The sequence below is a fragment of the Virgibacillus sp. NKC19-3 genome (assembly GCF_019837165.1).
GTDB classification, from domain to species: domain Bacteria; phylum Bacillota; class Bacilli; order Bacillales; family Amphibacillaceae; genus Virgibacillus_L; species Virgibacillus_L saliphilus.
The window spans coordinates 3,452,912-3,478,503 of sequence record NZ_JAGYHC010000001.1; the positions used below are offsets into that span (position 1 = coordinate 3,452,912).

The window sequence follows — 25,592 nt, forward strand, 5'->3', positions numbered from 1 at the left end:
AAATTTTCAGCTCTATTTTTTATTTTTACACCTAAAAGACATAGGCAAAATGTAAAAATAGCGTGAGACCAATAAAATTTACATGTTACGGATTTTCTTACCAATCGGGGTTCGAGTTTGGCACTTGAGTCGACTCGTCTTAACTAATTTGCCGCTCGACTTCAAAGGATCCATGCGCGAACGAGCGAAAACATAACTCACTCGAACGGCGCTATCTCTTACTCGAGCGACAGAACTATTTTTAGATCCTGACGCTCGTGCTTAGGTCCTGTTGCTCGCATTGAATTCTCTCACGCTCGAGTTGAAAGATTTTGTGCGCAAGCGAGCACCAGCAGATCCCACTCGAGCGACAGAACCCTTTTTAACAGTTGGCGCTTGTATTCAACAAACTTATACGCTAGCTTGAGGTGCTGCCACTCATATTACTCCCTCAACATGAGATCATCCCCCCAATTCAACACCCAAAACTTCAGCCATTATTTTCGGCAAATCAGTGTTATCCAGATGGCCGGTAAAATCAGCAGCTTGTGGGCCGTATGCATAGACCGGAATATTCACGCCGGTGTGATTGGTACTTGTCCAGCCGATGGATGCTCTATCACTAATTACTTGATTGAATGCTGATGCAGCATCATCTGCATTACGAATGGTTTGAATTTCAGATTCGGACAGTTCGAAGTCTGTATATGTTCCAATAACTTCATTAATATTGGAACGATCAGAATTTAATGCGGATGCCATATGATCACCGGTTGCCGTGACATTTTTAAGAACGGATGGATCGACATTCATCTCCGGATTTTCACCCATACCGACCGTCATTCCACCTGTTTCATGGTCACCACCGACAACTACGAGTGTCTCCCTATCTTCTTCCGCAAAGGCGATGGCTTCTTCCACGGCAGCTTCAAAGGCTGCTATATCCTGCATGGCCCACGCTGCATCATTGGCATGGCCGGCCCAATCAATCTGGCTACCTTCCACCATTAGGAAAAATCCATCTTCCCCTTCTTCCAGACTACCAATGGCACTTTCTGTCATATCAGCAAGACTTGGCTCTTTTGTTTCATCGCGGTGCATTTCAGGTGCAAGCGCATCATCTGCAAATAGGCCGAGTAATTTTTCCCCTGCTTCTATATCAATTTCTGCGTCTTGCAATGCATCCCGTGTTTCCACAAATGCATAGTTTTGATCGCTCGCTTGGTCGATCAAATGATTCGATTCCTGATTGCCACCTTCCGACCCGGGCAAGAAATTATTTTTTCCACCACCCAGTAGTACATCTACTTCATTTTCCAGTAGTTGTGGCGCAATCGCTGTCTCATTATTTCGATCCTTGACATGGGAGGCAAAAGAGGCCGGCGTCGCATGCGTAATGGTAGATGTTGCTACTAATCCAGCTGCCATCCCGGACTCCTGAGAGGCTTCTAAAATTGTCTCCAGTTCCCTTTCTTCTGGATCCAGACCGATCACGCCATTATTTGTCTTGTATCCTGTAGCCATTGCCGTTCCCGCAGCTGCAGAATCCGTGATGCTAGAATCAGCGGAATGAGTAGTATACATTCCTTTCATATGCTCATCCCATACCACATCTTCTTCTTTGTACAAGCGATAATTAGTGGCATAGTCGGCATTAAAGCCATCCGGAATCATGTAAATGATATTTTTTACCTTTTGATTTTCGTTGTCATTTCCAGGTTCACTTGGTTGTCCAGACCCAACCCAACCCGGTAACCACGCAATCGTAAATAAAAATCCCGCACTCAACACAACAACGCCAACTTTTTTCAACATCCAATCTCTCCCATCTATTATTGATACAAGACAAGGATAACGTATGAATGTGAAAGAGAAGTTAATAGAAAGTTAATTGTTTATTGATTTTCACCATTACTTGGGAGAGGAACTACTTCATACTGAAATTTGTATAAATTAAGATGTGGCTTCCTTTTCGTGATGGTATCCGTCGTTTGGACGCATGCTCTCCCATTTCAGTGCGGCGCTCTCCCGATTTGAACGCATGCTTTCCCATTTCAGTGCGATGCTCTCCCGATTCAGTGCGGCGCTTTCCCGGTTTGAACGCACGCTCTCCCGATCCAGTGCGACGTTCTCCCGGTTGAATGTCTTCCTCCCGATATCCTACATCCCTATTCACTTTTTGCTAAATAAATGTATAATAATGGATACGGAAGGAGGTGAGTGGAAATGTACTGTTCCAATTGTGGAGAAGAAGTCGATCCAAATGCTCATATTTGCCCGTATTGCAGTCACCCATTACAGGACAATCAGGCAGCAGCGGTTGATACCGATAATTCGGAGGAAGTGACTTTCGAGGAAGACATGCAGCTATTTGTCGGACGTAATCATGCGTTTTATGATAAGAAATGGAAGAAAGCAGAAGAAAAAAATGGAGTTTCCTTTAATTTTGCCGCATTCTTTTTATCAGCCCTTTGGCTTGGTTATAGAAAGATGTATAAGCTCGTTCTTTACATGGCACTTCTATTTTTAGCTATTGATCTCATATTATATTTTATTGGATATGAATATGAATTTGCACGTGTAGACCCAATTGATCAAGGCATCAACATAGGTGTTGCTGTAACGCTTGGCATTTATGGTAATTATTTATATAAAAAGGAAGCCGAAAAACGCGTTCAAACGATCCGAAATACCACGACCACAACCGATGAGAAGGAAAAACAATTACAGAACAAAGGCGGGAAGGTCTGGTATGGCCCCCTACTTGCAGCACTGATTTTAATAGGTGTTTATGTCGTGCCAGCCAGTTTTTTACCTGTAAATTTCAACGTGGTTGATGAAGTCCGGTATAGCTCATTTTATGAATATCCTGACGTTGAAATTGGCGTTATGTTCGATTCTATTTTCGATAATGGGGAGTGGGATCATGTGGAAGATAACGACACCTATGACATCGTGGAATACACTGGCGTTGATTCCCAAAATGATGACATAGCCATTCAATTTCAAAGCTATCCGGATAGCGAGGAATTCGAAGTGTTTGCAGTCACCATTGATGGTATGGAATTAGATGTATTCGACATCAATTTATTCCTGGAAGATATATTCAACGAATATGATAACGTTTATTAAGGATAAAATCTCCTGCTAATTGCCAGCAGGAGATTTTATGGTTTATTTCTAGTAAAATGAAGGAAAAGACAGGATAGAAAGGATGAGTTCATTTGGAAAAAATATTTCACGTGAAAACAAACCATCACTCCGAAATGACCGATATTACATCAACCATTGAAAATTGGATCAAACAGGAAGGCATTCGTGACGGCGTTTTAATCGTTTCTTCCCAGCATACCACTGCAGGCATCACCGTTAATGAAAACGCCGACCCTGATGTGAAAACAGATATGCTTATGCGGCTTGATGAAGTATATCCATGGCATCACGCAAAGGATAAACACGGGGAAGGAAACACAGCCGCCCACCTGAAAACAAGTACAGTAGGACATGCCCAAACGCTCGTTATATCTAGTGGCAAGTTAGTACTCGGTACATGGCAAGGTGTCTATTTTTGCGAGTTTGACGGACCACGGAATCGAAAGTTTCATGTGAAGATGATGTAAGAATGCTCTAGCTCAAGATGGGCGTTTCGTTTCGGGATTGGTTTCCTAAGAGAGCTCTCTCTCATTTCGGAATGCTCTCTCCCGATTTGGAGGGCTCTCTCCTGATTTGGAGAGTTATCTCCCGTTTCGGAGTGCTCTCTCCCGATTTGAAATTCTGTCTCCCGCTTCGAAATACTCTCTCCCGATTTGAAATTCTATCTCCCGCTTCGGAGTGCTCTCTCCCGTTTCAACCTACTACTCTCCCAATTTGAATCATCACTCTCCCGATTTTGGATTGCTGTCTCCCGTTTAACCGATTGGATAATCCTCATGGGCTGCTTCAGTTTTTCATCCCCCACAATGATGAAGGTAATTTCACGATAAGAAATGGTGCATGTTTCGAGAATGAGCAATATGACCGTTTTTGCACGGTATGTTTGAGGCAATCGTAAATTACCTGTCGTTTACGACTTTTTTCCAGCGTATCCGAATATTATTGTTTTTCCATATAATAGACTATGTATCAGCAGCCCGAATACGTTGCCGATTGCAGAGATAACGATATAGATAGATGGCTGCATATGCGAAGAAAGCGATTGCTTTTTGATTGATTATGACTGTTTTCGATGTTATTATAATGGTATTGGAGGGTTGATGCGATGTTAACAGAAGAGCGACATGCATTTATTTTACAAATATTGAAGCGAAATGGAATCGTGAAATCACAGGATTTAATGAATCAACTTGAATGTTCAGAGTCAACAATTAGAAGGGATCTGAGGCAGCTGGAAGAGACGGGAGATCTCAAACGAATCCATGGCGGAGCTAAACGAATCTATCAGCTGGATGAAGAATTACCTACTTCTGAAAAATCATTCAAAAACATTCAGGAGAAGCAAATAATTGGAAAAAGGGCGACATCGCTCATTCAAGAAAACGATGTCATCTTCATGGATGCCGGAACCACAACTCTTGCTATGGTTCCCTATTTACAAGGAAAATCTATTACAGTCGTGACAAATGGGATACAGCATGCTTCCCTCCTTGCTGAGCAACAAATTGAGACCTTTCTGATCGGAGGAAAGATCAAGCATTCCACAAAAGCGATCATTGGTTCCGTTAGCTTGAATGAATTGAAAAACTATCGATTTAACCGCGTATTTTTGGGTATGAATGGCATTGATCCGGAATTTGGATGCACCACCCCTGACCCGGAGGAGGCAGCTTTAAAGCAAAGGGCACATGAGCAGGCTGCTGTCACTTATCTCCTAGCGGATCAATCCAAATGGAATAAAGTCAGTTTCGCTAAAGTTTGTGACATGGAGGAAGTAACCATTATAACAAACAACATACCCGAAAATCTGCAGTACAATAAGGAAAAAGCAACCATTTTGGAGGCGCGTAACCATGATTTATACCATAACACTGAACCCTTCCATTGATTATGTGATTCAAATTGACCAATTGAAGCTTGGCAGTTTGAATAAAATGGATAATGAAGCAAAATTTCCCGGGGGAAAAGGGATTAATGTTTCCAGAGTGCTTGATAGACTTCACTATACAAACACAGCACTAGGATTTCTTGGCGGATTTACCGGGGACTATATAGCAGAACAACTGCAGCAACAAGCAATCAACTCCGATTTCATTTCTATTAAAGGAGAAACAAGGGTCAATATTAAACTCAAATCGGACCAAGAAACGGAAATCAACAGTCATGGGCCGGATATACTGCCCGAAGAAACGGAAAAATTGCTGCAGCAACTTCAAAAAGTAACGAAACAAGATACGGTTGTTTTATCCGGGAGCACCCCGCCATCGTTACCAACAGATTACTATGAAAAACTGGTTGAGGAAATTGTCCATGCAGGAGGTGCGTTTGTTGTTGATACAACAGGAGATTCGTTAACATCTGTATTACCTTATGGACCGCTCTTGGTCAAACCGAATCTGGAGGAATTGGGAGAATTATTTCATGTGACCCTAAACAGCCGGGATGAGGTTATCCACTATGGAAAAAAACTAGTAGATCTTGGCGCTAAACATGCGATTGTTTCCATGGCTGGTGACGGAGCATTGTTGTTTACAAAAGAAGGAATTTTTCAAGGTAATAGTCCAGAAGGAGACGTTAAAAATTCAGTAGGCGCGGGCGACTCTATGATCGCGGGATTCACCGGGACGTATAACAAGACGAAAGATGCACTAGAAGCGTTCCGTATGGCCCTTGCGGCAGGTAGTGCTACAGCCTTTTCCACCGATTTGGCAACAGGTGCTTACATTCAGGAATTACGAAAGCAAATAAGTCTCACCCAAATTGCAGAAATGGATAAAAGAAAGGATGAAAACCATGAGGATCATTGATTTACTTCGAAAAGATATCATGATCATGGATTTGAAGGCACGGGACAAGTCATCTGCAATCGATGAAATGGTATCACGTCTTGAGGAGAAGCAAGCAGTCAATGACGCCGGGATATTAAAAGAAGAAATTATCAAACGGGAGGAGCAAACATCCACCGGTTTGGGTGACGGGATCGCCATGCCACATGCAAAGACAGATGCGGTTAAAGAGCCGGTGGTGCTGTTTGCAAAAAGTACAAATGGCGTCGACTATGAAGCACTTGACGGACAGCCATCGTATTTATTTTTTATGATAGCAGTCCCAGATGGCGCCAATGATACGCACTTGCAAACGTTGGCCACCCTTTCCAGAATGCTTATTGATCAAACGTTTGTTGAACAACTTAAGCAGGCTGCTACAGCGGATGAAGTGCAGGCGCTTTTTCAAAAGGAAGAAGCAGAACGGGAAGCGGCGGAAAACCAGCAAGAAGACGGAAATGAGGAAACAGAAAAACCATTTGTGGTAGCAGTCACTGCATGTCCCACAGGAATTGCCCATACCTATATGGCAGAAGATGCATTAAAGAAAAAAGCTGCAGAAATGGATGTTGATATTCGCGTGGAGACGAATGGATCAGATGGGACGAAAAACACCTTGACCACGGATGAAATCAACAAAGCGGTTGGCGTGATCATTGCCGCTGACAAGAATGTGGAAATGGCCCGTTTTGACCAAAAGCCAGTCGTGGAAGGTCCGGTCAGTGATGGGATTAATAAAGCGGAGGAATTAATTACAAAAGCGGCTAATCAGGATGCGCGCATTTTCCATGCGGAAGAGACAGACACTGAAGCGAACGATGAAGCTAAACAATCTGGTTCTGTTTGGAGGAAAATTTATAAAGATTTAATGAACGGCGTCTCTTACATGCTCCCATTTGTTGTGGGTGGCGGTATTTTGATGGCTATTTCCTTCTTATTTGAGGGTTTTCTTGGAGAAGAATCAGAACTCTTTGCGTTCTTTAATACAGTTGGTGACAATGCATTCAACTATCTGATTCCGATACTCGCTGGTTTCATTGCAATGAGTATTGCCGATAGACCTGGTTTAATGCCTGGTATGGTCGGCGGTCTGATGGCGGTTAACAGCGACGCTGGTTTTCTAGGCGGACTGGTTGCCGGTTTCCTGGCTGGTTATCTAGTTATTTTTGTAAAATGGATGTTCCGCGGATTACCAAAATCCCTAAATGGGCTAAAATCCATTTTGATTTATCCGGTAATAGGTTTATTTTTAATTGGAATATCCATGTATGTAGTTATCGGCCCTGTCTTTTCGACAATTAACACGGCAATGATGACCTTTCTTGAAAATCTTGGTACCGGGAATGCAGTGCTGGTAGGTGCGCTGCTTGGTGGCATGATGGCGATTGATATGGGTGGACCCTTTAATAAGGCTGCTTACACCTTTTCGATTGGCATGTTTACGGATACGGGAGACGGTAGTTTGATGGCTGCAGTTATGATCGGCGGTATGATTCCTCCGATTGCGATTGCGCTGGCAACGACCTTCTTTAAGCATAAATTTACGGAAGAGGAGCGGCAATCAGGGTTAACCAATTATATCATGGGACTATCTTTCATCACAGAAGGTGCAATCCCATTTGCAGCCGCTGATCCGGTTCGCGTAATTGGTTCATCCGTACTGGGTACCGTAATTGCAGGTGGCTTAACACAGCTTTGGAGCAGTACGATACCAGCCCCCCACGGCGGTATTTTCGTTATTGGACTTGACGGAATCACCTCTGCCCTGTACTTCCTGCTAGCACTTCTCATCGGCTCAGTCATATCCGGTATCACACTCGGCCTATGGAAGAAACCTAAAAATTAACGGGACACGGGGACAGGTTCATTGTCCCTCCCGTCTCCTCATTCATCGGATGACAGAAACATAGTCCCCTGGGGCGTAGGACTGGGACAGCGGACCTGTCCCCCTGTCCCAGGGCCCGCCTCTCTCCACAGCGGGAGGCGGGCTTTTTTTATATAAATTTGTGTCAATCCAGTGACAAATCAGGTAACTTTTTGTTACAATACATATAAGAAAACCCTTTCATTTGAATGATATTGGTTAGGAGATGATCAAAATGGGTGTTACCCTTATGTTTATGATGCTTGCAACATTGACGCCATTTTTATTCCTACGTTTAAATAAAAAATTATATGCTGCCATCCAATCTGTACTGTTGATAGGAATGTGGTTCTACTTTTTCGTAGCTATGTTCCAGACAGCTCCTGCTCCATTTTCTATTTCATGGATAATGTTTTACTTGAGTCTCATTGTTGCGGAAGTCGCTTGGATCATGTTTATCATAGACGAAGTCAAATTTATGGCACTTAGAAGAAGCAACCTGTATTAAACGAAAAAGGCCCCCTCACTTGTTTGTTAAGAATAAGGAGGGGGGTTTTGATTTGATATGATATTTTTGGTCTTTCGCTTTACATAAACCTATTAGATTTCATTGGTTCCATTCGATTCCTCATCAATGGTCCCCATGGTCTTCATGCTGCTCCATTTGCTCATGCTGGTGATCTCCTTCATCGTGGTCATGATCATGCGTAAAGCCAAATGACATGGTAAATAGCGAACCTGCTACAATAATACTTGCCAGTACAGCCGCATGAAACATCATATTCCAAGGTGCATGCGTTGCTCCCGACTCGATGATGTGCATAAACATAAACAACTGAATCCCCGCCTGAATCACAGCCAGCGCCATGATGGCGGCAATGATCCAATGATTCGGCAGATCGGAACCTAGCGCAGTCCACGCAGCTATGATGGTCAAGACAATGGATATCAGAAATCCAATGAGATGTTTTACCGGGAACTTGCTGGATTGTTTTTCCATATTATATCACCATCCCAATCAAATAAACACTGGTAAATATGAAAATCCAGATAACATCAAGGAAGTGCCAATACAACCCAATGATAAACACTTTTCGGCTCGTGACTGCAGTGATCCCCCGTTGCTTGAGCTGAATCAACAGGAGGATCATCCAGCCAAGCCCAAGTGCCACATGGACCCCGTGCGTACCTGCCAGTACATAAAAGGCGGACCAGAACGCACTCGATGGCAATGTTGCCCCTTCACTTACATAATGGACAAATTCATATACCTCAAAGCCCAGAAACGTCAGACCTAATACTGCGGTGATAATCAGCCAAGTCATCAAACCTTTCACTGTTCCTTCGCGCATCCGGTGAATTCCGATACCACACGTAAAGCTACTCGTTAAAAGAATGAACGTCATCACCAGCACAATGCCTGGCTCAAATAATTCCGCCGGTGTTGGCGCATCAGCCGTTCTGCCAAATAGAACGGCATATGTGGCAAATAATGTTGCAAATAACGCTATTTCAGCAGCAAGGAAAATCCAGAAACCAACAATGTTCATCTGCCCCTCATGCGACCTATATTCCAAAGGGACGGCGTTCATTTCATTTTCACTCATGCTATAACCCCCTCGCTGCGCGCTCTGTTCGTTTAATTTCATCCACATCGATATGATAGCCTTCATCATAATCGAATGAACGGATAACCATCATCACCAGCACACCGATTAAACCAATCACTGCCAAGGTAATCCACTCAAACACAAGGGCAAAACATGCAGCGAACAGAATAGCCATCATAATAATTGGCTTCCCGGTGTTATTTGGCATATGAATCGGTGCTAATTTATCCTCATCAAAGGTGGTCTCCCCTTTTTCCTTCATATCGATAAAGGCATCATGACTTTCCACATGCGGAAGGGTGGCAAAATTATATTTGGGTATTGGTGTAGGCGTCGCCCATTCCAGCGTCCGTCCATAGCCCCAGTCATCGCCATTCGTTTCTCTTTTACTGTACCGATAACTGTAATAAATACCATAAACGAAGATGGCAAAGGCGATACCCATGACAAATCCGCCAACCGTTGAGACGAAATTAAGCGTCATCCATTCCGGTCCAATGGTGAAAATCCTTCTAGCCATGCCGTCGAGCCCCAAGAAATACTGCGGGAAGAAACAAACATGGAATCCAATTAAGAATAACCAAAAGCTCCATTTCCCGATTCGTTCATTTAATTTATGTCCAAACATTTTTGGATACCAGAAAATGAGACCGGCAAAACAAGCAAACACCGTACCCGGAATCAACACATAATGGAAATGGGAAACCAAGAAGTAGGTGTTATGATACTGGTAATCGGTTGCGGCCATGCCAAGCATAACACCGGTGACTCCACCTACTGTAAAACTCGGTATGAATGCCAGGGACCATAACATTGGCACCGTGGCAGTGATTCGTGACTTATACAGGGTTGCCAGCCAATTGAATATTTTCACCCCGGTTGGTATGGCAATCATCATTGTCGTAATCGAGAATATCGAGTTGACAAATGCACCGGCACCCATCGTAAAGAAGTGGTGCACCCACACAACGAAACTTAATCCTGCAATCACAATAATCGCCCAGACCATCGCCGTGTATCCAAATAGTTGCTTTCGTGCAAAGGTTGCAATAACCTCGGAAAAGATACCAAACGCCGGTAAAATAACAATGTAAACCTCCGGATGACCCCACATCCAGAACAGATTGGCCCACATCATCGGCAGCCCTTCTCCTGTTAGTGTAAAGAACTGCGATCCAAAAATACGGTCAATCGTAAACAATGCCAAGGCCACTGTTAAGATCGGGAATGCAAAAACGATAATAAAAGATGTGATAAACGTAGACCACGTGAATATCGGCATTTTAAATAATGTCATACCAGGGGCACGCCTTCTTAAGATCGTGACCATCAGGTTAATTCCTGTAGCCAGTGTCCCGATCCCCGATAATTGCACCCCGAGCAGGTAAAAGTTGATCCCCGGCCCGGGACTCATCGCAGATCCGGCAAGCGGAGCGTAGTTTGTCCACCCGGCATCCGGTGCTCCTCCGATGACGAAGGAAAGATTAAATAGCATCGCCCCAAAGAAAAAGGACCAAAAACTAAGAGCATTTAAAAACGGAAAGGCAAAATCCCGTGCCCCAATTTGCAGGGGAACAACAATATTCATTAAACCGATTAAAAATGGCATGGCCATAAAGATAATCATGATCGTCCCATGGGTTGTAAAAACTTCATCATAGTGCTGTCCACCCAAGAAATTCATCGTCGGAAACGCCAGCTGTGTCCGCATCATTAACGCATCCGCACCTGCACGAAACAACATGGCCAGCGCACTTAATATATACATGATACCGATTTTTTTATGGTCGACGGTTGTCAGCCATTCCCGCCACAGCCATTTCCATTTTTTAAAATACGTTAACAGGAAAATAATGGCTGATGTAACGAGAACAATGGCTACCATCCCAGCATAAATTAACGGCTCACCCGTAACAAAAAATTCATCTAACTGCATGTTTTCTCACCTGCTTTCTACTTACTGTTCATGCTCTTCGCGCCAGTTCTCATCATTTTCCAGATGCAGTTGTTCCTCGTACAACTCTCTGTGACGTTCCACAGAATAATCTCGATCGTCATTGCTTCCATGATCAGCAAATGCAAGATGTGTTGAGGAGAATTCCATCTCATCCAATAAACCGGGTTTTAGCAAATCATCATACGTTTGCTGTGTTAATTCCGGTGCCTCGTCCTGGGTCGCCTCCACCCAGTCGTTGAATGCTTCTTCTTCCTGCGCGTGTACATCAAATGTCTGTCCGGTGAATCCTTCTCCCGTAAAGTTTGCATTACGTCCTTGGAAGACGCCGGTTTCGTCTGCTTGCAAATAAAGGGTATTTTCCATACCAGCCATGTTATACTTCTGCCCTCCAAGCTTCGGAATCCAGAAAGATGCCATCGAATCTGCAGAAGACAGGCGGAATTCAATCGCTCTGTCCGTCGGGATATTTAAGTAGTTCACAGTTTCAATTCCCTCTTCCGGATAACTGAAAAACCATTTCCAATCTGCGGAAGTCGCATAAATGACCAATGGCTCTTCCTCAGCACTTGACTCCGGAGGTTCCTCCAGGTCAAATATCGTACTCACCGTTGGAATCGATAATGCAGTGACGATCAATATCGGGATGACCGTCCAGACAATTTCAATCTTCATATTCCCGTGAAGACTGGGTTTGTAGTCTTCCTCTTTCCGATTCGGGTTACTGTCGCGGTATTTATATAGCATAAAAGCAAATAAGCTAAATACAACAACAATAATCCCCGTCATGAAAATAAGGGAGTATAAAATTAAATCCCTCTGGTTCGCTGCTACAGGACCTTTCGGATCAAGCACCGCCAATTGGTCACAACCGCTTAGAAATAAAGCGAAACCAACCAGTAATAAGGCCAGGCCTTTTTTATAAGAATGTCGTTTTTTCTTCATTAGAAACACTCCTGCATGAACAAAATTAACTATTTTCAGGACTCAGAATAGATCAAATCGTTTTTTAGCGTCGTCACCGATATTACAAGGAAGTAGATTCAAGTCTTATTAGAAAACGACAAGAAATGGAATGACGTTCTGATGGCTAAACTACTTAGCTATCTGACCTTCGATTGTTCATTTTTAATCTTCCATTTTATTGCCCCGAGTCCCGATTTTATTATTTTCTACTATAACCATACCCAAAATAGTAACAAATAAAGCAGACTTATCGGGACTTCTTACAATCTTTTTATATAATCTTCATATTTCCGGTACATTTTTGTAATAAAATCTTCAAATTTACATTTTATAGGAAGATTGATCTGCTAAGGTGAGTATCTAAAATAGCAGCTATTCGTTGCGAATTTTTTTAAGATTGACCGCCTTCGAAAAAATATTTAGTTGTTAACAGGAAGGCGCAATATATATATGAAGTTATGAAAAATCGGCTCTCTGCCGAAACAGAAAACCGATTTTTCATCATTTCATTTTTTCTGGTAGTGCGTGTATCGATTCGATTAACAGATTGAGCTTTGCCTCAATACGGTGGAGCAAGTAAAATGTCACCGCAATCGGAAAGCCGACATCTGTAATGAATGATAGCCATGCTTCCATTGGTGGTGCCTCCTTTCCAATCATTGTTGGGGGGGTTCTCCCGATTTGGCTTGGCGCTCTCCCGATCTGGCTTGGCGCTCTCCCGAGTTTGGATCGTGCTCTCCCGATTTGAGTTGGCGCTCTCCCGGTTTGACTTGGCGCTCTCCCGATCTGGCTTGGCGCTCTCCCGAGTTTGGATCGTGCTCTCCCGATTTGAGTTGGCGCTCTCCCGGCTTGACTTGGCGCTCTCCCGGGTTCGGACTGTGCTCTCCCGATTTGGCTTGGCTCTCTCCCGAGTTTGGATCGTGCTCTCCCTATCTGACTTGCCGCTCTCCCGAGTTAAGCCACCACCCCCGTGCCATCCAAAGCGACCTCACTCACTTTCCCTTCTATCAAAACAGACCAGTGGACGAGCCGCTGGTCATGTTTTTCACTATTTTCATTGAATGATCGCTCATGGATGATGTCAGCACTTGCATTCCTTTCACTATCCCAACTCAATGTCCTCCACGGTACGTTCAACAACACGGGCGCTTTCTTTCCTTATTACGTCACCGCCTGTTGATGTGAAGGCATTTTGCTCGATGATTTCATCCATTACAGTGTTGACTGTTTCTGGATCTACTGGCTCGATCGGATTATCTAATGCATACGTGACAATCTTATCGTCCTCGTTGCGAAATTTAAGCTCAATCTTCTTGGTCATGGTCTAACCTCCTTTCCGAAAGATTACTTGAACTCCCAATTTCGGGATTCCAATTAGTCTTCTCTAATTTCGGAGTTGTCCCTGCGCTCGATGCTGTACAAGGGACTCTCCTGCAATGCTGCAAGTCCTTCAGCGATTGGCAACAATTGATCTGCGTCTGCATCTGTTTTTACATTATTGAAGTTTTTATACTTGTACACCGGCTCCCCGGTCAAGTCATCATCACCTTCATACAGAATCAAACGCAGCGTTGAACTGACCTTATCCGCTACCGCCATGCTTATCACCTCCCTCACCCATACAATCGAACAGAAAGTAGATTTGGGGGCAAAGGACGGAGGGACAGGTCCCTTGTCCCAGCATCCGTCCATGATCTGGAATGGGAGAGGGACAATGAACCTGTCCCCCTGTCCCACTTTTGTCCTAGAAAAAATTTATGGAAAACGGACATTATCCTGTCAATCATGGTATATAATCTGTAAAATAAGGACTAAGAAATTAGGAGGAGTTCGTTGTTCGATGATCAGCCAAAAGCGTTTGAGAAATCTTTCCAAGAAAAAATTGTTTCTATATGGTGGAATCGTTTTCATTTTCCTTATTGGGATTGGCGTAGGCTATGCTGTTTATTTAGTTGACAGGACGGCTGGCACGGTAGCTGACTCACATGAGGAAGTGGGACGTGACAATGAGACATCGCCGCTTCGTGAGGGGCATGTTGATCCGGTGGAGGATAATGTTTCGGTTCTTTTTATTGGGGTGGATAGCAGCGAACAACGGGATAATGAGGAAGAAAGCCGTTCGGATGCGTTGTTGCTTGCAACCTTCAATAAGGATGATAGTACGGTGAAATTATTAAGTATTCCGAGAGATTCCTATGTTTACATTCCGGAAGTTGCTTATCAAACGAAAATCAATCATGCGCATGCGTTCGGCGGCCCGGAAGCGACGATTGAAACAGTGGAGAATTTCCTGCAGGTGCCTGTGGATTACTTTGTGCGTATAAACTTTGAAGGATTTGTTGAGGTTGTAGATACACTGGACGGAATCAAGCATGACGTGCCCTATGAATTTACAGAATCCGACTCCAATGATGACAAGGACTCGATTCATTTATATCCAGGGAAGCAAAATTTGAACGGTGAAGAAGCATTAGCCATGGCACGCACGCGAAAGCATGACAGTGATGTCGAACGTGGAAAACGGCAACAGGAGATTCTCGCAGCGATTGCCAGTAAGGCGACCTCCCCGTCTGCTGTCTTCAAACTGGATGAATTAATCACAGCTGTCGGGTCAAATATGGCAACCAATATGAAATTTAATGAAATCAGGAGCTTCTTGTCTTATGGGTTGGATGAAGAAGTTGCAATCGAAACCGTTAACCTTGATGGCGAAGGAAGTTATATGAATGATGGTGGCTGGTATTATCAAGTGGAAGAAGACAGCAGAGCCAAGACACAAACCGAGCTCAGGGAGCATCTTGATTTGCCTGAGGTGGACCATAATAGCGACTTTGCGGAGGATGAAGACGCATTTTATTAGAAGGCTATAGAGACAATTGACTTACTTCTCGACAATGGTTTTTATATAGATCGACCCGTGGACGCATGAATGTGCTTCAATCAACATAACGACGGTAGGAATACCACACTTTCTTCCTAAAAATGATGGATGGATGGCTGGGACAATGAACCTGTCCCCTTGTCCCTTTTAAGGGATCATACTCTCTTTTAAGAAGCCTGATTAGGGGCTGGTAAGGAGGGATGTCTATGGGAAATGATAAGCATGAAGGAGACAGGGAGGATGATAACCTGGTTAAAAAGACGTCTAAGGAAGTCAACGATCTCTTTGGGCATACGGTGGATACGTCCGGAAAGATCGTCAAATCGATTTCAGGTGAAGGAGGTCTAGTTGGTAAAGCGACTGATGCTTCAGGTAGAATCTTAAAAGGTACAGCTGGAAAAGCCAATGATATTATCGGGAAAACATCAGAAGCACCTGGGAAATTTTACAGGAGTGCCACAAGGCGTCATAATCAAAAGGATCATAAAGAGCAAGACCACAATGATAAATCAGATAAATAAGTTGAAAACGAGGTTGGGACAAAACAAACGTGTTTCATTAAAAAGACGAACATTATCAAACTTAGCGTAGGAAATATGCGGAGACTCCAGCGGGAGAAAAGGCATAGGTGAGACACCGAAGTGCGATAGCACAAGGGGGCACACCAGCCGCCCGCGGAAAGCGAAGTATATTTCCGAAGCGATGTATGTTCGGATTTTATTTGTTAAAAATACTTTTGTCCCAGCCTCGTTTCATTTATAAACCTAGCTATCAAACATTGCTTATTTACAAGAGCACAGCGATCTTTTTAGTTACATAAGCAGCTAAACAAAGAACATTTCGCTGCTTCTTCTTTATTTATCTTTCGGTTTATATTCCGCTTTGATGGATTTCCAAATCGATACAACCATAATTAGAAGAATGACTGTAAATGGTAAGGCTGCTGTTAGTGATGCTGTTTGCAACGCGTCCAATCCACCTGTAAATAATAACACAAGGGCAATGGCTGTAATCAGAACGCCCCAAATGATTTTGGTGACCAGGGCTGGATTTAGACTACCTTTAGACGTCATCGTTCCTAAAATATATGTTGCAGAGTCCGCAGACGTTACCATAAATGTGAAAATAAGTAATATCGAAATGATCGATAGAATGTCTGTAAAGGGCACGACACCGAGCGCTTCAAACAAGGCTACGGTGACATCTTCGTCCACAGCCTCTGCAATCTGTGTCCCATTATTTAAATCACTGTAAAGCGCCGTCCCACCAAATACGGCAATCCAGATACAGGCAATGGCGGGCGGTACAACCATCACACCTGCTACAAATTCACGGATCGTTCTACCTCTGGATACACGCGCAACAAATGCGCCTACAAATGGAGACCAAGCAATGGCCCAGGCCCAGTAAAATATCGTCCAATCGTTTACCCAGTCACCACCTGTATACGGCGTCAGACGAAGACTGTACTGAACAAAATTGGTTATATAATCGCCTAAACCAAGGACAGCAGAATTTAAAATAAATACGGTTGGCCCAAGTAAAAATACAATGACCATCACAAGCAAAGCCATCCCCAGATTAATATTGCTCAACCATTTGATTCCTCTATCCAGTCCTGTACCGGATGAAATTAAATAGCACCCCATCATGATTAGAGCTATAATAACCTGGACCCCGATATGATTCGGAATATTAAATACGGAGGCAAGTCCTCCATTCAACTGGATAAACGATAATCCAACCGTTGTCGCAACACCCATGACTGTAGCAATGACAGCCAATATATTAATCGTATTCGCTACCCCTTTGTTTTTTCCGATAACGGGTTCGATAGCAACAGAAACCAATCCACTCTTCCTTTTTCTAAATTGCAGAAAGGCAATCCCCAGTCCAGCTACCGCAAAGACAGCCCACTGACTAATTCCCCAGTGGAAAAAGGAATACCCCATTGCTACCCTAGCCGCTTCTTCTGACTGCGGCTCCAGGCCGGGAAAAGGTGTAACAAAAAAATGACTCATCGGTTCAGCGACACTCCAGAAAACAAGTGATACACCAAAGCCAGCCGAAAATAGCATACCAACCCATGTAAAAAACGGGTACTCCGGCCGTGAATCAACTGGTCCCAACCGCATTTTCCCATATTTACTGATGGAAATTCCAACTAAAAAAAGAATAATGGCAAATACAGCCAGTAAATAAAACCATCCAAAATTAGTCGTTGTGAAATCAAATAATGTCTGAGCTACGGAGCCAAATTTCGCTGGCAGGAAAGCGCCAATGATAACGAGTAATCCAAGAATCGTTGCCGAGATAAAAAATACCGGGTTTTTGTACGAGTTTTCTTTATTCATAACATATCCTTTCTGTTTAGTTTTTATGTAGATGAATGTTACACTATACCCTACACGCCAATGATTAAACATCTCAGGACACAATACTGGAGTCTATATCATCATGCTTCCCTTTTAAGAGGCACGTAAACGAGCACGGCTCCTATACCAGCCTCCCTTACCTCCTTAGTACCACTCTAAACATAAATTCAAATACCTTCAACATGCGCTTCCAGCGAAATGGCTGTTTCAGTAAACGATACAACCACTCCAGGTTTAATTTAATCCAAATTTCAGGTGCACGCTTTACTTCACCAGCCAATATATCAAAGCTGCCGCCTATCCCCATAAATAATCCTTTTCTAAATTTATCTTTATGTTTTGCGATCCACTGTTCTTGCCGAGGCAGGCCAAGCGCAACAAAAATAAGATCCGGATCTGTCTGTACGACTTGTGCAACTATTTCAGGATCATCGATATCAAAAAAACCATGATGACGACCGGCAATGCTCAATCCGGGAAATTTTTTCTTTGCCTCCGAGACAGTCTTTTCATTCACATCTTCCTTTGCCCCGAGAAAATAACAGCTTAACCCTTCTGCTTCTGCAAGCTCCAATAATTCCATCATCAGATCATAACCTGCGATCCGCTCCGGAAGTGGTTGCTTCATATATTTTGCTGCCAACAGAATTCCGGCACCATCTGGAACAACATAGTCCGCAGATTGAACAATTTGTTTGTATTCCAGATCTTCTCTCGTTTTCATAACAATTTCAGGATTAGCAGTGACCACATGACTTTTATCTTGCTGCTGTAATCGAGGAAGAAGATCCTTACGCAAAAATTCGTCTTTCGTTGTTTTCAAAATTTTTATACCCATTATTTCTGTCGAATCATGCATTTTTAAACAACCTTTCCCATCATTTCCGACATATAATTACAGAATGTAACAAACGTGTTAAAAAATGTTGTTTACGGATAAACATATTCATAGTAGAATTAAGATAGTTTGCAATAAGCAAATGTAACATGCATTTTTTATGAACACTGGAAATATGATAGCATTAAATATTTTATTTTCCTATTTAAATGTTACGAATAAAGGGAGAATTTTTATGTCTAAAAATAAGACACAAACGCGTACAGTGAAACGTAAAAAGCGCAAATTGAGAAAAAGGGCATATTTGATTTTCATACCTATACTAGTTGTATTCCTTGGTGTAGTAGGCTATGGAACTTATTTATATATTAAAGCAGACACCGTTTTATCCAATTCCTATGAAGAAGATGAAAGAGAAAAATCCGATCTGCGGGAAAGTGCAGTTGACCCGACAGAAGATAATGTTTCTGTTCTCATTATGGGGGTAGACTCAAGTGATGTTCGGGATAATGCAGAAAGTGCACGGACAGATGCGCTCATGGTCGCCACATTAAACAAAGAGGAAAACAGTGTAAAATTAGTAAGTATTCCGCGTGATACGTATGTATATATTTCGGAAGTTGGCTACGAAACCAAAATCGCCCATGCACACGCACATGGTGGAACATCCGCAACCATTGACACGGTTGAAAATCTATTAGATATTCCAATCGATTATTATACGAAATTGAATTTTGAAGCATTTGTCGATGTTGTTGATGCGATTGACGGTATAAATACAGAAGTGCCTTATGAATTAGAGGAACAAAATTCAAAAGATGAAGCGGGAGCCATTCATCTTCTTCCCGGGGAGCAGGAATTAAACGGGGAAGAAGCACTTGCCTTAGCTCGTACCAGAAAACAGGATAATGACATTGAACGTGGAAAAAGACAACAAGAAATCATTAAGGCTGTCGTTGACAAAGCCATATCCTTGGATTCTGTGCTGAAATACGATGATATTATTGAGGCTATTGGAAGTAACATGACAACGAATATGACATTTCCGGAAATGCGAAGCTTTATATCTTATGGAACAGGTGGAGCAAATCTAGACTTTGAAACAATAACACTGGAAGGTAGTGACTACCAGCCTGGAAGTGCTTATTACTGGTTACTGGATGATTATGCACTTAGTGAGACACAATCAGAGTTAAAACGTCACCTGGACATTGCAGATACAAATACTGCTTCCGAATCGGAAGAAACGTCCACAACATCAGGTAACCCCGAAAGCGCATATTAAAAGAACGAAAGCTGCTGACCGTTATAGTCAGCAGCTTTTTTATGGCTTATGCCGCAGTGCCCTGAAGAAATTCGTCAAAGGCTTAAAGTCACTGTTAATCATCTCTAGATTTTCAACCAAGAATTGTACTGCCAACAATACCACAGCAAAAATCAGGATCGAACCCCACATCGTTGTCATGGAGAAGAAGATAGCAGCGATACTAAACATTCCGCTCAATGTGTAGATAAATAAAACCGTCTGTTTATGCGTAAACCCAAGTCTTATTAAGTTGTGATGCAAATGCGCACTATCCGGACGGGAAATAGGCTGTCTATTCATATACCTTCTTACCATCGCTATAAAAGTATCTAAAATCGGAACACCCAAAATAAATATTGGGATAATAAAGGAAATAAGGGTTACACTCTTAAATCCGAGTAATGCTAATACGGAGATCATATACCCTAAAAATAAAGCTCCTGTATCCCCCATGAAGATCTTTGCCGGATGAAAATTAAACGGCAGAAATCCAACCGTACTAAAAAATAATATAAGTGCCATGGTCGCTACATACACATCACCCATCATCACTGCCAGTCCGGCAATCGTGAATAACGCTATTGATGAAACGCCTGCGGCAAGACCATCCAGGCCGTCAATGAAATTCATCGCATTGGTTACGCCTACAATCCAGAGAATCGTAATGATGGAACTAAGGAAACCAAATTCCAGCTGACCGCCAAATGGCAAGTTAATAAATTCAACTTGTAACCCGCCCCAAGACACAACGAGAATCGCTACCGCAATTTGTGTTAGAAATTTAACCTTAGGGGGTAAATCGTATATATCATCTACTATCCCCAATGTGATAATGATAAACCCACCGATCATGATAGCAATATGATATTCACTTACCGGTTGGAGAATCAAGACCCCAAATATAAAACTAGCAAAAATAGCTAGTCCACCTAATGTTGGTGTTGGATCATCATGCACTTTACGAAAATTTGGCTTATCCGTTATGTGTAACTTTTTGGAATATTTTATTACAATTTGCGTCAAGATTACTGCAAGTAGCAGACTTAAACAGGCTAAAAACGCAATGTTAACCACGCTGCCCACCTCATTTTATATAAGACCTTGTTGGATAAAATCTATTTGTCCATGCTTATGTATATATTATAAACGTTTTCAGCAAATTTCTCCACTGTAAATTTATCAGAAGCATGGGTTTTTAGATTTTTTCCTATTGCGGATAACATTCCCTTCTTATATAAACGTAATGCATCTTCCATCGCGGCGGTTAATTCCATGATATTCCCCGGCTGTACCTTCCACCCAATGGATCTATCCAAAATTAATTCTCTAACGCCTCCTACATCCGTCGAAATAACCGGTGTATTCGCCCGGGCAGACTCCAATAACACAAGGGGAAAACTTTCACTAAATGAGGTGAGCATGGTTACATCAGCCATATGATAAAAACGGTCTGCATCATTTCGATTCCCCATAAAATGTACCTGATTCGTTATTCCAAGCATCGTTGCATAATCCATTAGTGCCTTTTTCAGAGAACCATCGCCAACCAGTAGGATATGGCATTTATGCTTTTTACTCAGAAATGCTGAAAAGGCCTCTAATGCGGTGTGATGCCCTTTCACATGTTCAAGACGCGCTACCATTAAAATGATAAAATCATCTTCTGCAAAGCCAAAATCTGACTTCTCATAAGGACGATCGATTTGCTTATGGAAATCAATGCCATTTAATGCGGTTATAATTCTCCCATCCTGCACCCCTGCATTTGTTAAACTGGTACGAAATGGCTCGGAGATAGCGATGACCCGATCTGCATGTTTTACAGCATGTATGTTTAATTTGGATAATATATTTCCATATCTTCCTTTATGGATGAAATCATGTAGCGGATGACTATGAATGGTAACGACCCATTGAAATGGGATAAGTTTACGTAATATGTTGGCATATACATTCGCTCTTGGTCCATGTGTATGTACAACGCTTATCTTTTCTCGCTTGATATAAGCTATCATTTTGTATAGGAGTGGAATACTTACTCTGGTGGCATTTGAAAAGTGGACGGTTTGTATGCCGGCGGCACTTGCCCGTTGAAATAATTCTCCTTCTTCCAATACACCCAGGACAAATTGTTCGCTTTGGTTTTGTTGGAACACCTGCAATAATCCAAGAATATGGTGCATCCCTCCTCCCGTTTCGTTTCCGGCATTTAAGTGCAATATTCTGATTATCTTCACCCTCTTGTTTACATGTTGTAGTACATCAATATGGACAAGAAAAAGGTGAAATATAATCGCATTTTGAATAGATGTGCGAAACATGTCAATAATTGTGATGAATTATTCATCACAGAAAGTGGCTAAATTCATGACAAAAACGCATAAGATTCTTGTTCTATTTATCATCATGCAGCCAATTATCGATATTCTAACCTCTCTATCAAGCATGTATACAACATTTCCCGTTTCCATTGGCGCAGTATGCAGAGCAATGATGATCATCGTTTTATTTTTTCTGTTGCTTGGATACTTTTGGAAAACAAATCATCGCATAATGTTGCTTTACATTGCTTCATTTGCAGCTATATTCCTCATGGTCATGGTGAATATAGTCTTCAAGCAAAATATGGACTGGTTTGCGGAAATGAATTTCGCCCTAAAGACTAGCTACTATCTAACCATGATTTTCGTAGCAATGGTATGGATGGATAAACGCATAAGTAATAGCATTCTATACCAAGCGTCTGTCCTCGTTAGTCTTATTGTTGGAGGAAGTTTCTGGCTGGCTATCATTACGGATACCAGTATGCACAGCTATGCTTATACAGAAATCGGTTATACCGGTTGGTTCTTTGCGGCAAATGAATTAAGTGTGACGATCGTTATTCTGTTGGGGATCATGACAGCAAAGCTCCATCATGACAAACAATGGTCTTCCTGGCTGGGGTTTATGCTGATGCTAAGTATCGTGCCCATAATCGGAACAAAGACCGCATTTTGGGGTGGCATGCTTATTGTCTTGTTTTACATGCTTTACGTACTATGGACATGTAAGTTACGGATATGGAACGATAAACACAGCTTGCTGTTATTTAGTATTGTCATTATTTTTATATGCTTCCTACCTCTATCATCCAATAGTACGCGGGGAGCTGAAGCCATTTCGAATCAAGCGCAAACTCATGTCGAGGAAACGCAAGGAAGTCATTCCTTTCTGCAGAAACTAGTAAGCTCCAGAGATCTCTATTTTCAGAATATAAAAGCGGATTTCTCCGATGCCAATGGTGTACGAAAAGTCTTTGGCCTGGGATACGCTGGTGATTACAAAGATTCACCCAAAGTCATCGAAATGGACTTCTTTGATTTGTTTTTTAGCTATGGAATTATGGGGAGTATCTTATTGCTGCTCCCCTTGTTGTATGTAGGGGTTCAAATCATGAAAACAGCATTCCCGCTGCATATGGAAAAGGCATTATTACTATTTGTAATCAGCCTCTGCTTTGGTATCGGATTGATAGCGGGACATGTTTTATTTGCACCATCTGTCATGACATACATGGCTATTCTCTTTTGTTTATCGGGGGTGGATACGTATGGATAAGTTGGTCAGTATCATCGTACCTGTATATAACGTAGAAATACAGCTTCACGATTGCATCCATAGCATTTTAAACCAAACATATACATATATTGAAGTTATCCTAGTTAATGACGGATCGACTGATTCCAGTGGGTCTATTTGCGATGATTTTGCTAAAGGCGATAATCGTGTAAACGTCATTCACCAGAAAAATGCCGGGCCGTCAGCTGCCAGGAACGCAGGAATAGATGCTGCGCTTGGTGATTATATTCAATTTGTAGACTCGGATGATTATATGGAACCTACAATGACAGAAACCCTACTTAAAGCAATGATCAGTGACGTTCAACTTGTCCTATGCGGGTATCAAACCATTAATCGGGATAACCATCACACCAAAGACTATATACCATCGAGGAAGGGTGTGTTTCAATATGTTCCTTTGATGAAACATATTGGCGAGCTTTATAAAGATGTTCTCCTCCCCTCTCCCTGTAATAAATTATATCGAGCTGCATGTATAAATCAGAAAACGATACGATTTATGGAGGGTCTTTCCGTGGGTGAAGATCTGTTATTTAATCTGGATTATCTCCAGATATGTAACAAGGTTCATGTCATTAACAATCGACTGTATTACTATTCCATTGCTGACCATAGCTCCCTATCACGCCGGTTTAATAAGGATTTATTTAAAGAACAACAGCTTATTTTCCAAAAAATGAAGGCATTTTTAATCGCGCATAATTGTTACCAAGACGAAAACAAACACTTCATCCACAGCACCCATACCAACAACATCATCCATGCGCTTGGAAACTTATTTCATGCAAATAGCACACTTACCTCGAAGGAGAAAAAGGAAAGGATACGGACGATTGTGACAGATGATTCTCTCAAGGAACATATGGCTTATTTTAACGATACGCTACAAAAACGTATCATTGGTCTGTTCATCAGAATCGAGTCCATCAACGGTATTTATATTTTTTTTAAAACAAAAAACACCATACAACAAAAGATGCATCCCCTATTTCAGGCGTTAAAAACGATCAATAACAACTAACATTCGCAAGAAGTCGTTTTCCCACGTCTAAATCCGGTTGTTTTGTGTCATCCTGCATAATAAGAGTGTCATGGAAAGAAGGGTTTCCAACATGAAAAACGTCATGCTTTATGCGTATACCTATTTCAATCTGGGTGATGATTTATTTATTAAACTCATCGCTGAGCGATATCCGGATACCCAGTTTATGTTAGTCGCACCAAAGGCATACAAACATGCCTTTAAAGAACGACACAATATTCGGATCCTACCTAGCGATACCATCATCCGTAGAGGAATCCATTTTATGTTCAAAACGATGGGCATCCTTCGTTTTTCCCGGCCATACATATCCAAAAACTGTGATGCTGCCGTTCTTATTGGCGGATCCTTGTTTATCCAGGGGCAAAATTGGAGAGAAACTATGAAAATGACCAAAGCGATGCCAATCAAAGGAAAGCCTTTTTTTCTGTTAGGTGCCAATTTCGGTCCTTTTCATGAACAAGAATTTTATCAGGAACATAAATATTTATTTCAACATTATACGGATATATGCTTTCGAGATACGTATTCCTATGAGCTATTTAACGATTTAAACCATGTTCGAGTAGCTGACGATATTGTATTTCACCTGCAAAAGCAAACAACTCAGAAAAGTCAGGACGATGGATATATTGTCATCACTGTCATCAAGCCATCCATAAGAGAAAATTTATCCGGTTATGATGCGATGTATTACACGAAGATAAAAGATATCGCGATCTATTTCATGGACAAAGGCTATCCGGTTACATTCATGTCTTTTTGTGCATTCGAGGCGGATGAGGAGGCCATCATAGAAATAATGCAGAAAATCTCTCCGAATTATGCAAGTAGAATAACAACATATGCTTATAAATATCATATAGACGAAGCATTACGCATCATTGCTCGTTCCACTTTTGTTATCGCGAGTCGATTCCATGCCATGATTCTAGGATGGGTATACCAAAAACCCGTATTCCCTATCGTTTATAGTGACAAAATGAAACACGTCATGGTAGATCTCGATTTCAACGGAAGTTATATAGACATGGATAATGTGCAGAAACTCACCGCCGAACAAGTCTACATGAGCATGGAAACCAATTCACAAGCTGTTCGTGCACAAGTTAAAAATGCAGAAAAACAGTTTGAAAAGCTGGACGCTTATCTATTGCAATAGAAAGAGGAGAATG

The 25,592-nt window shown here is 42.1% G+C and carries 25 protein-coding genes; 12 read left to right on the top strand and 13 right to left on the bottom strand.

Annotation, left to right across the window (positions count from 1 at the left end):
• Positions 1-441: 441 nt before the first annotated feature.
• Positions 442-1,794, bottom strand: coding sequence for an alkaline phosphatase (locus tag KFZ56_RS16500; RefSeq protein WP_222643134.1), 1,353 nt, complete (start codon positions 1,792-1,794; stop codon positions 442-444).
• Positions 1,795-2,205: 411 nt separating this feature from the next.
• Between KFZ56_RS16500 and KFZ56_RS16505 the strand changes: the two genes are divergently transcribed.
• The 6 genes from KFZ56_RS16505 to KFZ56_RS16530 all read left to right on the top strand — a co-directional run bounded on the left by KFZ56_RS16505 (position 2,206) and on the right by KFZ56_RS16530 (position 8,329).
• Positions 2,206-3,111 carry a DUF2628 domain-containing protein gene (locus tag KFZ56_RS16505; protein WP_222643137.1) on the top strand — a complete coding sequence of 302 codons (906 nt, stop codon included), beginning with the start codon at positions 2,206-2,208 and terminating at the stop codon, positions 3,109-3,111.
• A 92-nt stretch (positions 3,112-3,203) separates the two neighbouring features.
• Positions 3,204-3,599, top strand: coding sequence for a secondary thiamine-phosphate synthase enzyme YjbQ (locus KFZ56_RS16510; protein ID WP_222643138.1), 396 nt, complete (start codon positions 3,204-3,206; stop codon positions 3,597-3,599).
• A gap of 638 nt (positions 3,600-4,237) precedes the next feature.
• A complete protein-coding gene (locus KFZ56_RS16515) occupies positions 4,238-5,020 on the top strand; it encodes a DeoR/GlpR family DNA-binding transcription regulator (protein ID WP_222643139.1) in 783 nt (260 codons plus the stop codon).
• A complete protein-coding gene (gene pfkB / locus KFZ56_RS16520) occupies positions 4,986-5,939 on the top strand; it encodes a 1-phosphofructokinase (protein WP_222643140.1) in 954 nt (317 codons plus the stop codon). Before KFZ56_RS16515 ends, pfkB begins: the two co-directional genes overlap by 35 nt.
• Complete coding sequence (locus KFZ56_RS16525) at positions 5,926-7,803, top strand: PTS fructose transporter subunit IIABC (RefSeq protein ID WP_222643141.1); 1,878 nt, start codon at positions 5,926-5,928, stop codon at positions 7,801-7,803. The genes pfkB and KFZ56_RS16525 overlap by 14 nt, the downstream gene beginning before the upstream one ends.
• Before the next feature lie 253 nt (positions 7,804-8,056).
• Positions 8,057-8,329 (top strand): spore morphogenesis/germination protein YwcE, encoded by a 273-nt coding sequence (locus KFZ56_RS16530; protein WP_222643142.1) that lies wholly within the window; start codon positions 8,057-8,059, stop codon positions 8,327-8,329.
• Between the two features lie 123 nt (positions 8,330-8,452).
• Here KFZ56_RS16530 and KFZ56_RS16535 read toward each other — a convergent pair whose 3' ends face one another.
• The 8 genes from KFZ56_RS16535 to KFZ56_RS16570 all read right to left on the bottom strand — a co-directional run bounded on the left by KFZ56_RS16535 (position 8,453) and on the right by KFZ56_RS16570 (position 13,950).
• The gene (locus KFZ56_RS16535; RefSeq protein ID WP_222643143.1) at positions 8,453-8,821 is read right to left on the bottom strand and encodes a cytochrome C oxidase subunit IV family protein; all 369 of its coding nucleotides are present in this window, start codon (positions 8,819-8,821) and stop codon (positions 8,453-8,455) included.
• 1 nt (position 8,822) lies between these two features.
• Positions 8,823-9,428: a cytochrome aa3 quinol oxidase subunit III gene (gene qoxC / locus KFZ56_RS16540; protein WP_222643144.1), complete on the bottom strand. Its 606-nt coding sequence runs from the start codon at positions 9,426-9,428 to the stop codon at positions 8,823-8,825.
• A 1-nt stretch (position 9,429) separates the two neighbouring features.
• Positions 9,430-11,367: a cytochrome aa3 quinol oxidase subunit I gene (gene qoxB / locus KFZ56_RS16545; protein ID WP_222643145.1), complete on the bottom strand. Its 1,938-nt coding sequence runs from the start codon at positions 11,365-11,367 to the stop codon at positions 9,430-9,432.
• Between the two features lie 21 nt (positions 11,368-11,388).
• Positions 11,389-12,330: a cytochrome aa3 quinol oxidase subunit II gene (gene qoxA, locus KFZ56_RS16550; RefSeq protein ID WP_222643146.1), complete on the bottom strand. Its 942-nt coding sequence runs from the start codon at positions 12,328-12,330 to the stop codon at positions 11,389-11,391.
• Between the two features lie 522 nt (positions 12,331-12,852).
• Positions 12,853-12,987, bottom strand: a complete 135-nt coding sequence (locus KFZ56_RS16555; protein WP_222643147.1) for a YvrJ family protein — start codon at positions 12,985-12,987, stop codon at positions 12,853-12,855.
• Positions 12,988-13,305: 318 nt separating this feature from the next.
• Positions 13,306-13,467 carry a hypothetical protein gene (locus KFZ56_RS16560; RefSeq protein WP_222643148.1) on the bottom strand — a complete coding sequence of 54 codons (162 nt, stop codon included), beginning with the start codon at positions 13,465-13,467 and terminating at the stop codon, positions 13,306-13,308.
• Positions 13,454-13,672, bottom strand: coding sequence for a DUF2922 domain-containing protein (locus KFZ56_RS16565; protein ID WP_222643149.1), 219 nt, complete (start codon positions 13,670-13,672; stop codon positions 13,454-13,456). The genes KFZ56_RS16560 and KFZ56_RS16565 overlap by 14 nt, the downstream gene beginning before the upstream one ends.
• A 53-nt stretch (positions 13,673-13,725) precedes the next feature.
• Positions 13,726-13,950 (bottom strand): DUF1659 domain-containing protein, encoded by a 225-nt coding sequence (locus KFZ56_RS16570; protein WP_222643150.1) that lies wholly within the window; start codon positions 13,948-13,950, stop codon positions 13,726-13,728.
• A gap of 241 nt (positions 13,951-14,191) precedes the next feature.
• On the opposite strand from KFZ56_RS16570, the gene KFZ56_RS16575 reads away from it, so the two are divergent.
• Together KFZ56_RS16575 and KFZ56_RS16580 are read left to right on the top strand one after the other, a co-directional pair.
• Positions 14,192-15,211, top strand: coding sequence for an LCP family protein (locus tag KFZ56_RS16575; RefSeq protein ID WP_222643152.1), 1,020 nt, complete (start codon positions 14,192-14,194; stop codon positions 15,209-15,211).
• Between the two features lie 227 nt (positions 15,212-15,438).
• Positions 15,439-15,753, top strand: a complete 315-nt coding sequence (locus KFZ56_RS16580; RefSeq protein WP_222643154.1) for a hypothetical protein — start codon at positions 15,439-15,441, stop codon at positions 15,751-15,753.
• A 333-nt stretch (positions 15,754-16,086) separates the two neighbouring features.
• On the opposite strand, the gene KFZ56_RS16585 is transcribed toward KFZ56_RS16580, so the two are convergent.
• Positions 16,087-17,586, bottom strand: a complete 1,500-nt coding sequence (locus KFZ56_RS16585) for a BCCT family transporter (RefSeq protein WP_222643155.1) — start codon at positions 17,584-17,586, stop codon at positions 16,087-16,089.
• A gap of 157 nt (positions 17,587-17,743) precedes the next feature.
• Positions 17,744-18,466 carry a WecB/TagA/CpsF family glycosyltransferase gene (locus KFZ56_RS16590; RefSeq protein ID WP_222643156.1) on the bottom strand — a complete coding sequence of 241 codons (723 nt, stop codon included), beginning with the start codon at positions 18,464-18,466 and terminating at the stop codon, positions 17,744-17,746.
• Positions 18,467-18,680: 214 nt separating this feature from the next.
• On the opposite strand from KFZ56_RS16590, the gene KFZ56_RS16595 reads away from it, so the two are divergent.
• Positions 18,681-19,730, top strand: coding sequence for an LCP family protein (locus KFZ56_RS16595; RefSeq protein ID WP_222643157.1), 1,050 nt, complete (start codon positions 18,681-18,683; stop codon positions 19,728-19,730).
• A gap of 39 nt (positions 19,731-19,769) precedes the next feature.
• On the opposite strand, the gene KFZ56_RS16600 is transcribed toward KFZ56_RS16595, so the two are convergent.
• Together KFZ56_RS16600 and KFZ56_RS16605 are read right to left on the bottom strand one after the other, a co-directional pair.
• Positions 19,770-20,816, bottom strand: a complete 1,047-nt coding sequence (locus tag KFZ56_RS16600) for an MraY family glycosyltransferase (RefSeq protein ID WP_375540706.1) — start codon at positions 20,814-20,816, stop codon at positions 19,770-19,772.
• A gap of 50 nt (positions 20,817-20,866) precedes the next feature.
• Positions 20,867-21,934: a glycosyltransferase family 4 protein gene (locus tag KFZ56_RS16605; protein ID WP_222643159.1), complete on the bottom strand. Its 1,068-nt coding sequence runs from the start codon at positions 21,932-21,934 to the stop codon at positions 20,867-20,869.
• Positions 21,935-22,118: 184 nt separating this feature from the next.
• Between KFZ56_RS16605 and KFZ56_RS16610 the strand changes: the two genes are divergently transcribed.
• The 3 genes from KFZ56_RS16610 to KFZ56_RS16620 all read left to right on the top strand — a co-directional run bounded on the left by KFZ56_RS16610 (position 22,119) and on the right by KFZ56_RS16620 (position 25,579).
• Positions 22,119-23,351 carry an O-antigen ligase family protein gene (locus KFZ56_RS16610; protein ID WP_222643160.1) on the top strand — a complete coding sequence of 411 codons (1,233 nt, stop codon included), beginning with the start codon at positions 22,119-22,121 and terminating at the stop codon, positions 23,349-23,351.
• Complete coding sequence (locus tag KFZ56_RS16615; protein ID WP_222643161.1) at positions 23,344-24,396, top strand: glycosyltransferase; 1,053 nt, start codon at positions 23,344-23,346, stop codon at positions 24,394-24,396. The genes KFZ56_RS16610 and KFZ56_RS16615 overlap by 8 nt, the downstream gene beginning before the upstream one ends.
• 91 nt (positions 24,397-24,487) lie before the next feature.
• Positions 24,488-25,579 carry a polysaccharide pyruvyl transferase family protein gene (locus KFZ56_RS16620; RefSeq protein WP_222643163.1) on the top strand — a complete coding sequence of 364 codons (1,092 nt, stop codon included), beginning with the start codon at positions 24,488-24,490 and terminating at the stop codon, positions 25,577-25,579.
• Positions 25,580-25,592 lie beyond the last annotated feature (13 nt).

Bases quoted from the DNA above. Each gene is read 5' to 3' on its own strand.
- KFZ56_RS16525 (WP_222643141.1), top strand. From the start codon at position 5,926: ATGAGGATCATTGATTTACTTCGAAAAGATATCATGATCATGGATTTG.
- KFZ56_RS16595 (WP_222643157.1), top strand. From the start codon at position 18,681: ATGTCTAAAAATAAGACACAAACGCGTACAGTGAAACGTAAAAAGCGC.
- KFZ56_RS16590 (WP_222643156.1), bottom strand. From the start codon at position 18,466: ATGCATGATTCGACAGAAATAATGGGTATAAAAATTTTGAAAACAACG.
- KFZ56_RS16500 (WP_222643134.1), bottom strand. From the start codon at position 1,794: ATGTTGAAAAAAGTTGGCGTTGTTGTGTTGAGTGCGGGATTTTTATTT.
- KFZ56_RS16530 (WP_222643142.1), top strand. From the start codon at position 8,057: ATGGGTGTTACCCTTATGTTTATGATGCTTGCAACATTGACGCCATTT.
- KFZ56_RS16610 (WP_222643160.1), top strand. From the start codon at position 22,119: ATGACAAAAACGCATAAGATTCTTGTTCTATTTATCATCATGCAGCCA.
- KFZ56_RS16620 (WP_222643163.1), top strand. From the start codon at position 24,488: ATGAAAAACGTCATGCTTTATGCGTATACCTATTTCAATCTGGGTGAT.
- KFZ56_RS16570 (WP_222643150.1), bottom strand. From the start codon at position 13,950: ATGGCGGTAGCGGATAAGGTCAGTTCAACGCTGCGTTTGATTCTGTAT.
- KFZ56_RS16575 (WP_222643152.1), top strand. From the start codon at position 14,192: ATGATCAGCCAAAAGCGTTTGAGAAATCTTTCCAAGAAAAAATTGTTT.
- KFZ56_RS16515 (WP_222643139.1), top strand. From the start codon at position 4,238: ATGTTAACAGAAGAGCGACATGCATTTATTTTACAAATATTGAAGCGA.
- pfkB (WP_222643140.1), top strand. From the start codon at position 4,986: ATGATTTATACCATAACACTGAACCCTTCCATTGATTATGTGATTCAA.
- qoxB (WP_222643145.1), bottom strand. From the start codon at position 11,367: ATGCAGTTAGATGAATTTTTTGTTACGGGTGAGCCGTTAATTTATGCT.
- KFZ56_RS16555 (WP_222643147.1), bottom strand. From the start codon at position 12,987: ATGGAAGCATGGCTATCATTCATTACAGATGTCGGCTTTCCGATTGCG.
- qoxA (WP_222643146.1), bottom strand. From the start codon at position 12,330: ATGAAGAAAAAACGACATTCTTATAAAAAAGGCCTGGCCTTATTACTG.
- KFZ56_RS16505 (WP_222643137.1), top strand. From the start codon at position 2,206: ATGTACTGTTCCAATTGTGGAGAAGAAGTCGATCCAAATGCTCATATT.
- KFZ56_RS16565 (WP_222643149.1), bottom strand. From the start codon at position 13,672: ATGACCAAGAAGATTGAGCTTAAATTTCGCAACGAGGACGATAAGATT.
- qoxC (WP_222643144.1), bottom strand. From the start codon at position 9,428: ATGAGTGAAAATGAAATGAACGCCGTCCCTTTGGAATATAGGTCGCAT.
- KFZ56_RS16585 (WP_222643155.1), bottom strand. From the start codon at position 17,586: ATGAATAAAGAAAACTCGTACAAAAACCCGGTATTTTTTATCTCGGCA.
- KFZ56_RS16535 (WP_222643143.1), bottom strand. From the start codon at position 8,821: ATGGAAAAACAATCCAGCAAGTTCCCGGTAAAACATCTCATTGGATTT.
- KFZ56_RS16580 (WP_222643154.1), top strand. From the start codon at position 15,439: ATGGGAAATGATAAGCATGAAGGAGACAGGGAGGATGATAACCTGGTT.
- KFZ56_RS16615 (WP_222643161.1), top strand. From the start codon at position 23,344: ATGGATAAGTTGGTCAGTATCATCGTACCTGTATATAACGTAGAAATA.
- KFZ56_RS16605 (WP_222643159.1), bottom strand. From the start codon at position 21,934: ATGCACCATATTCTTGGATTATTGCAGGTGTTCCAACAAAACCAAAGC.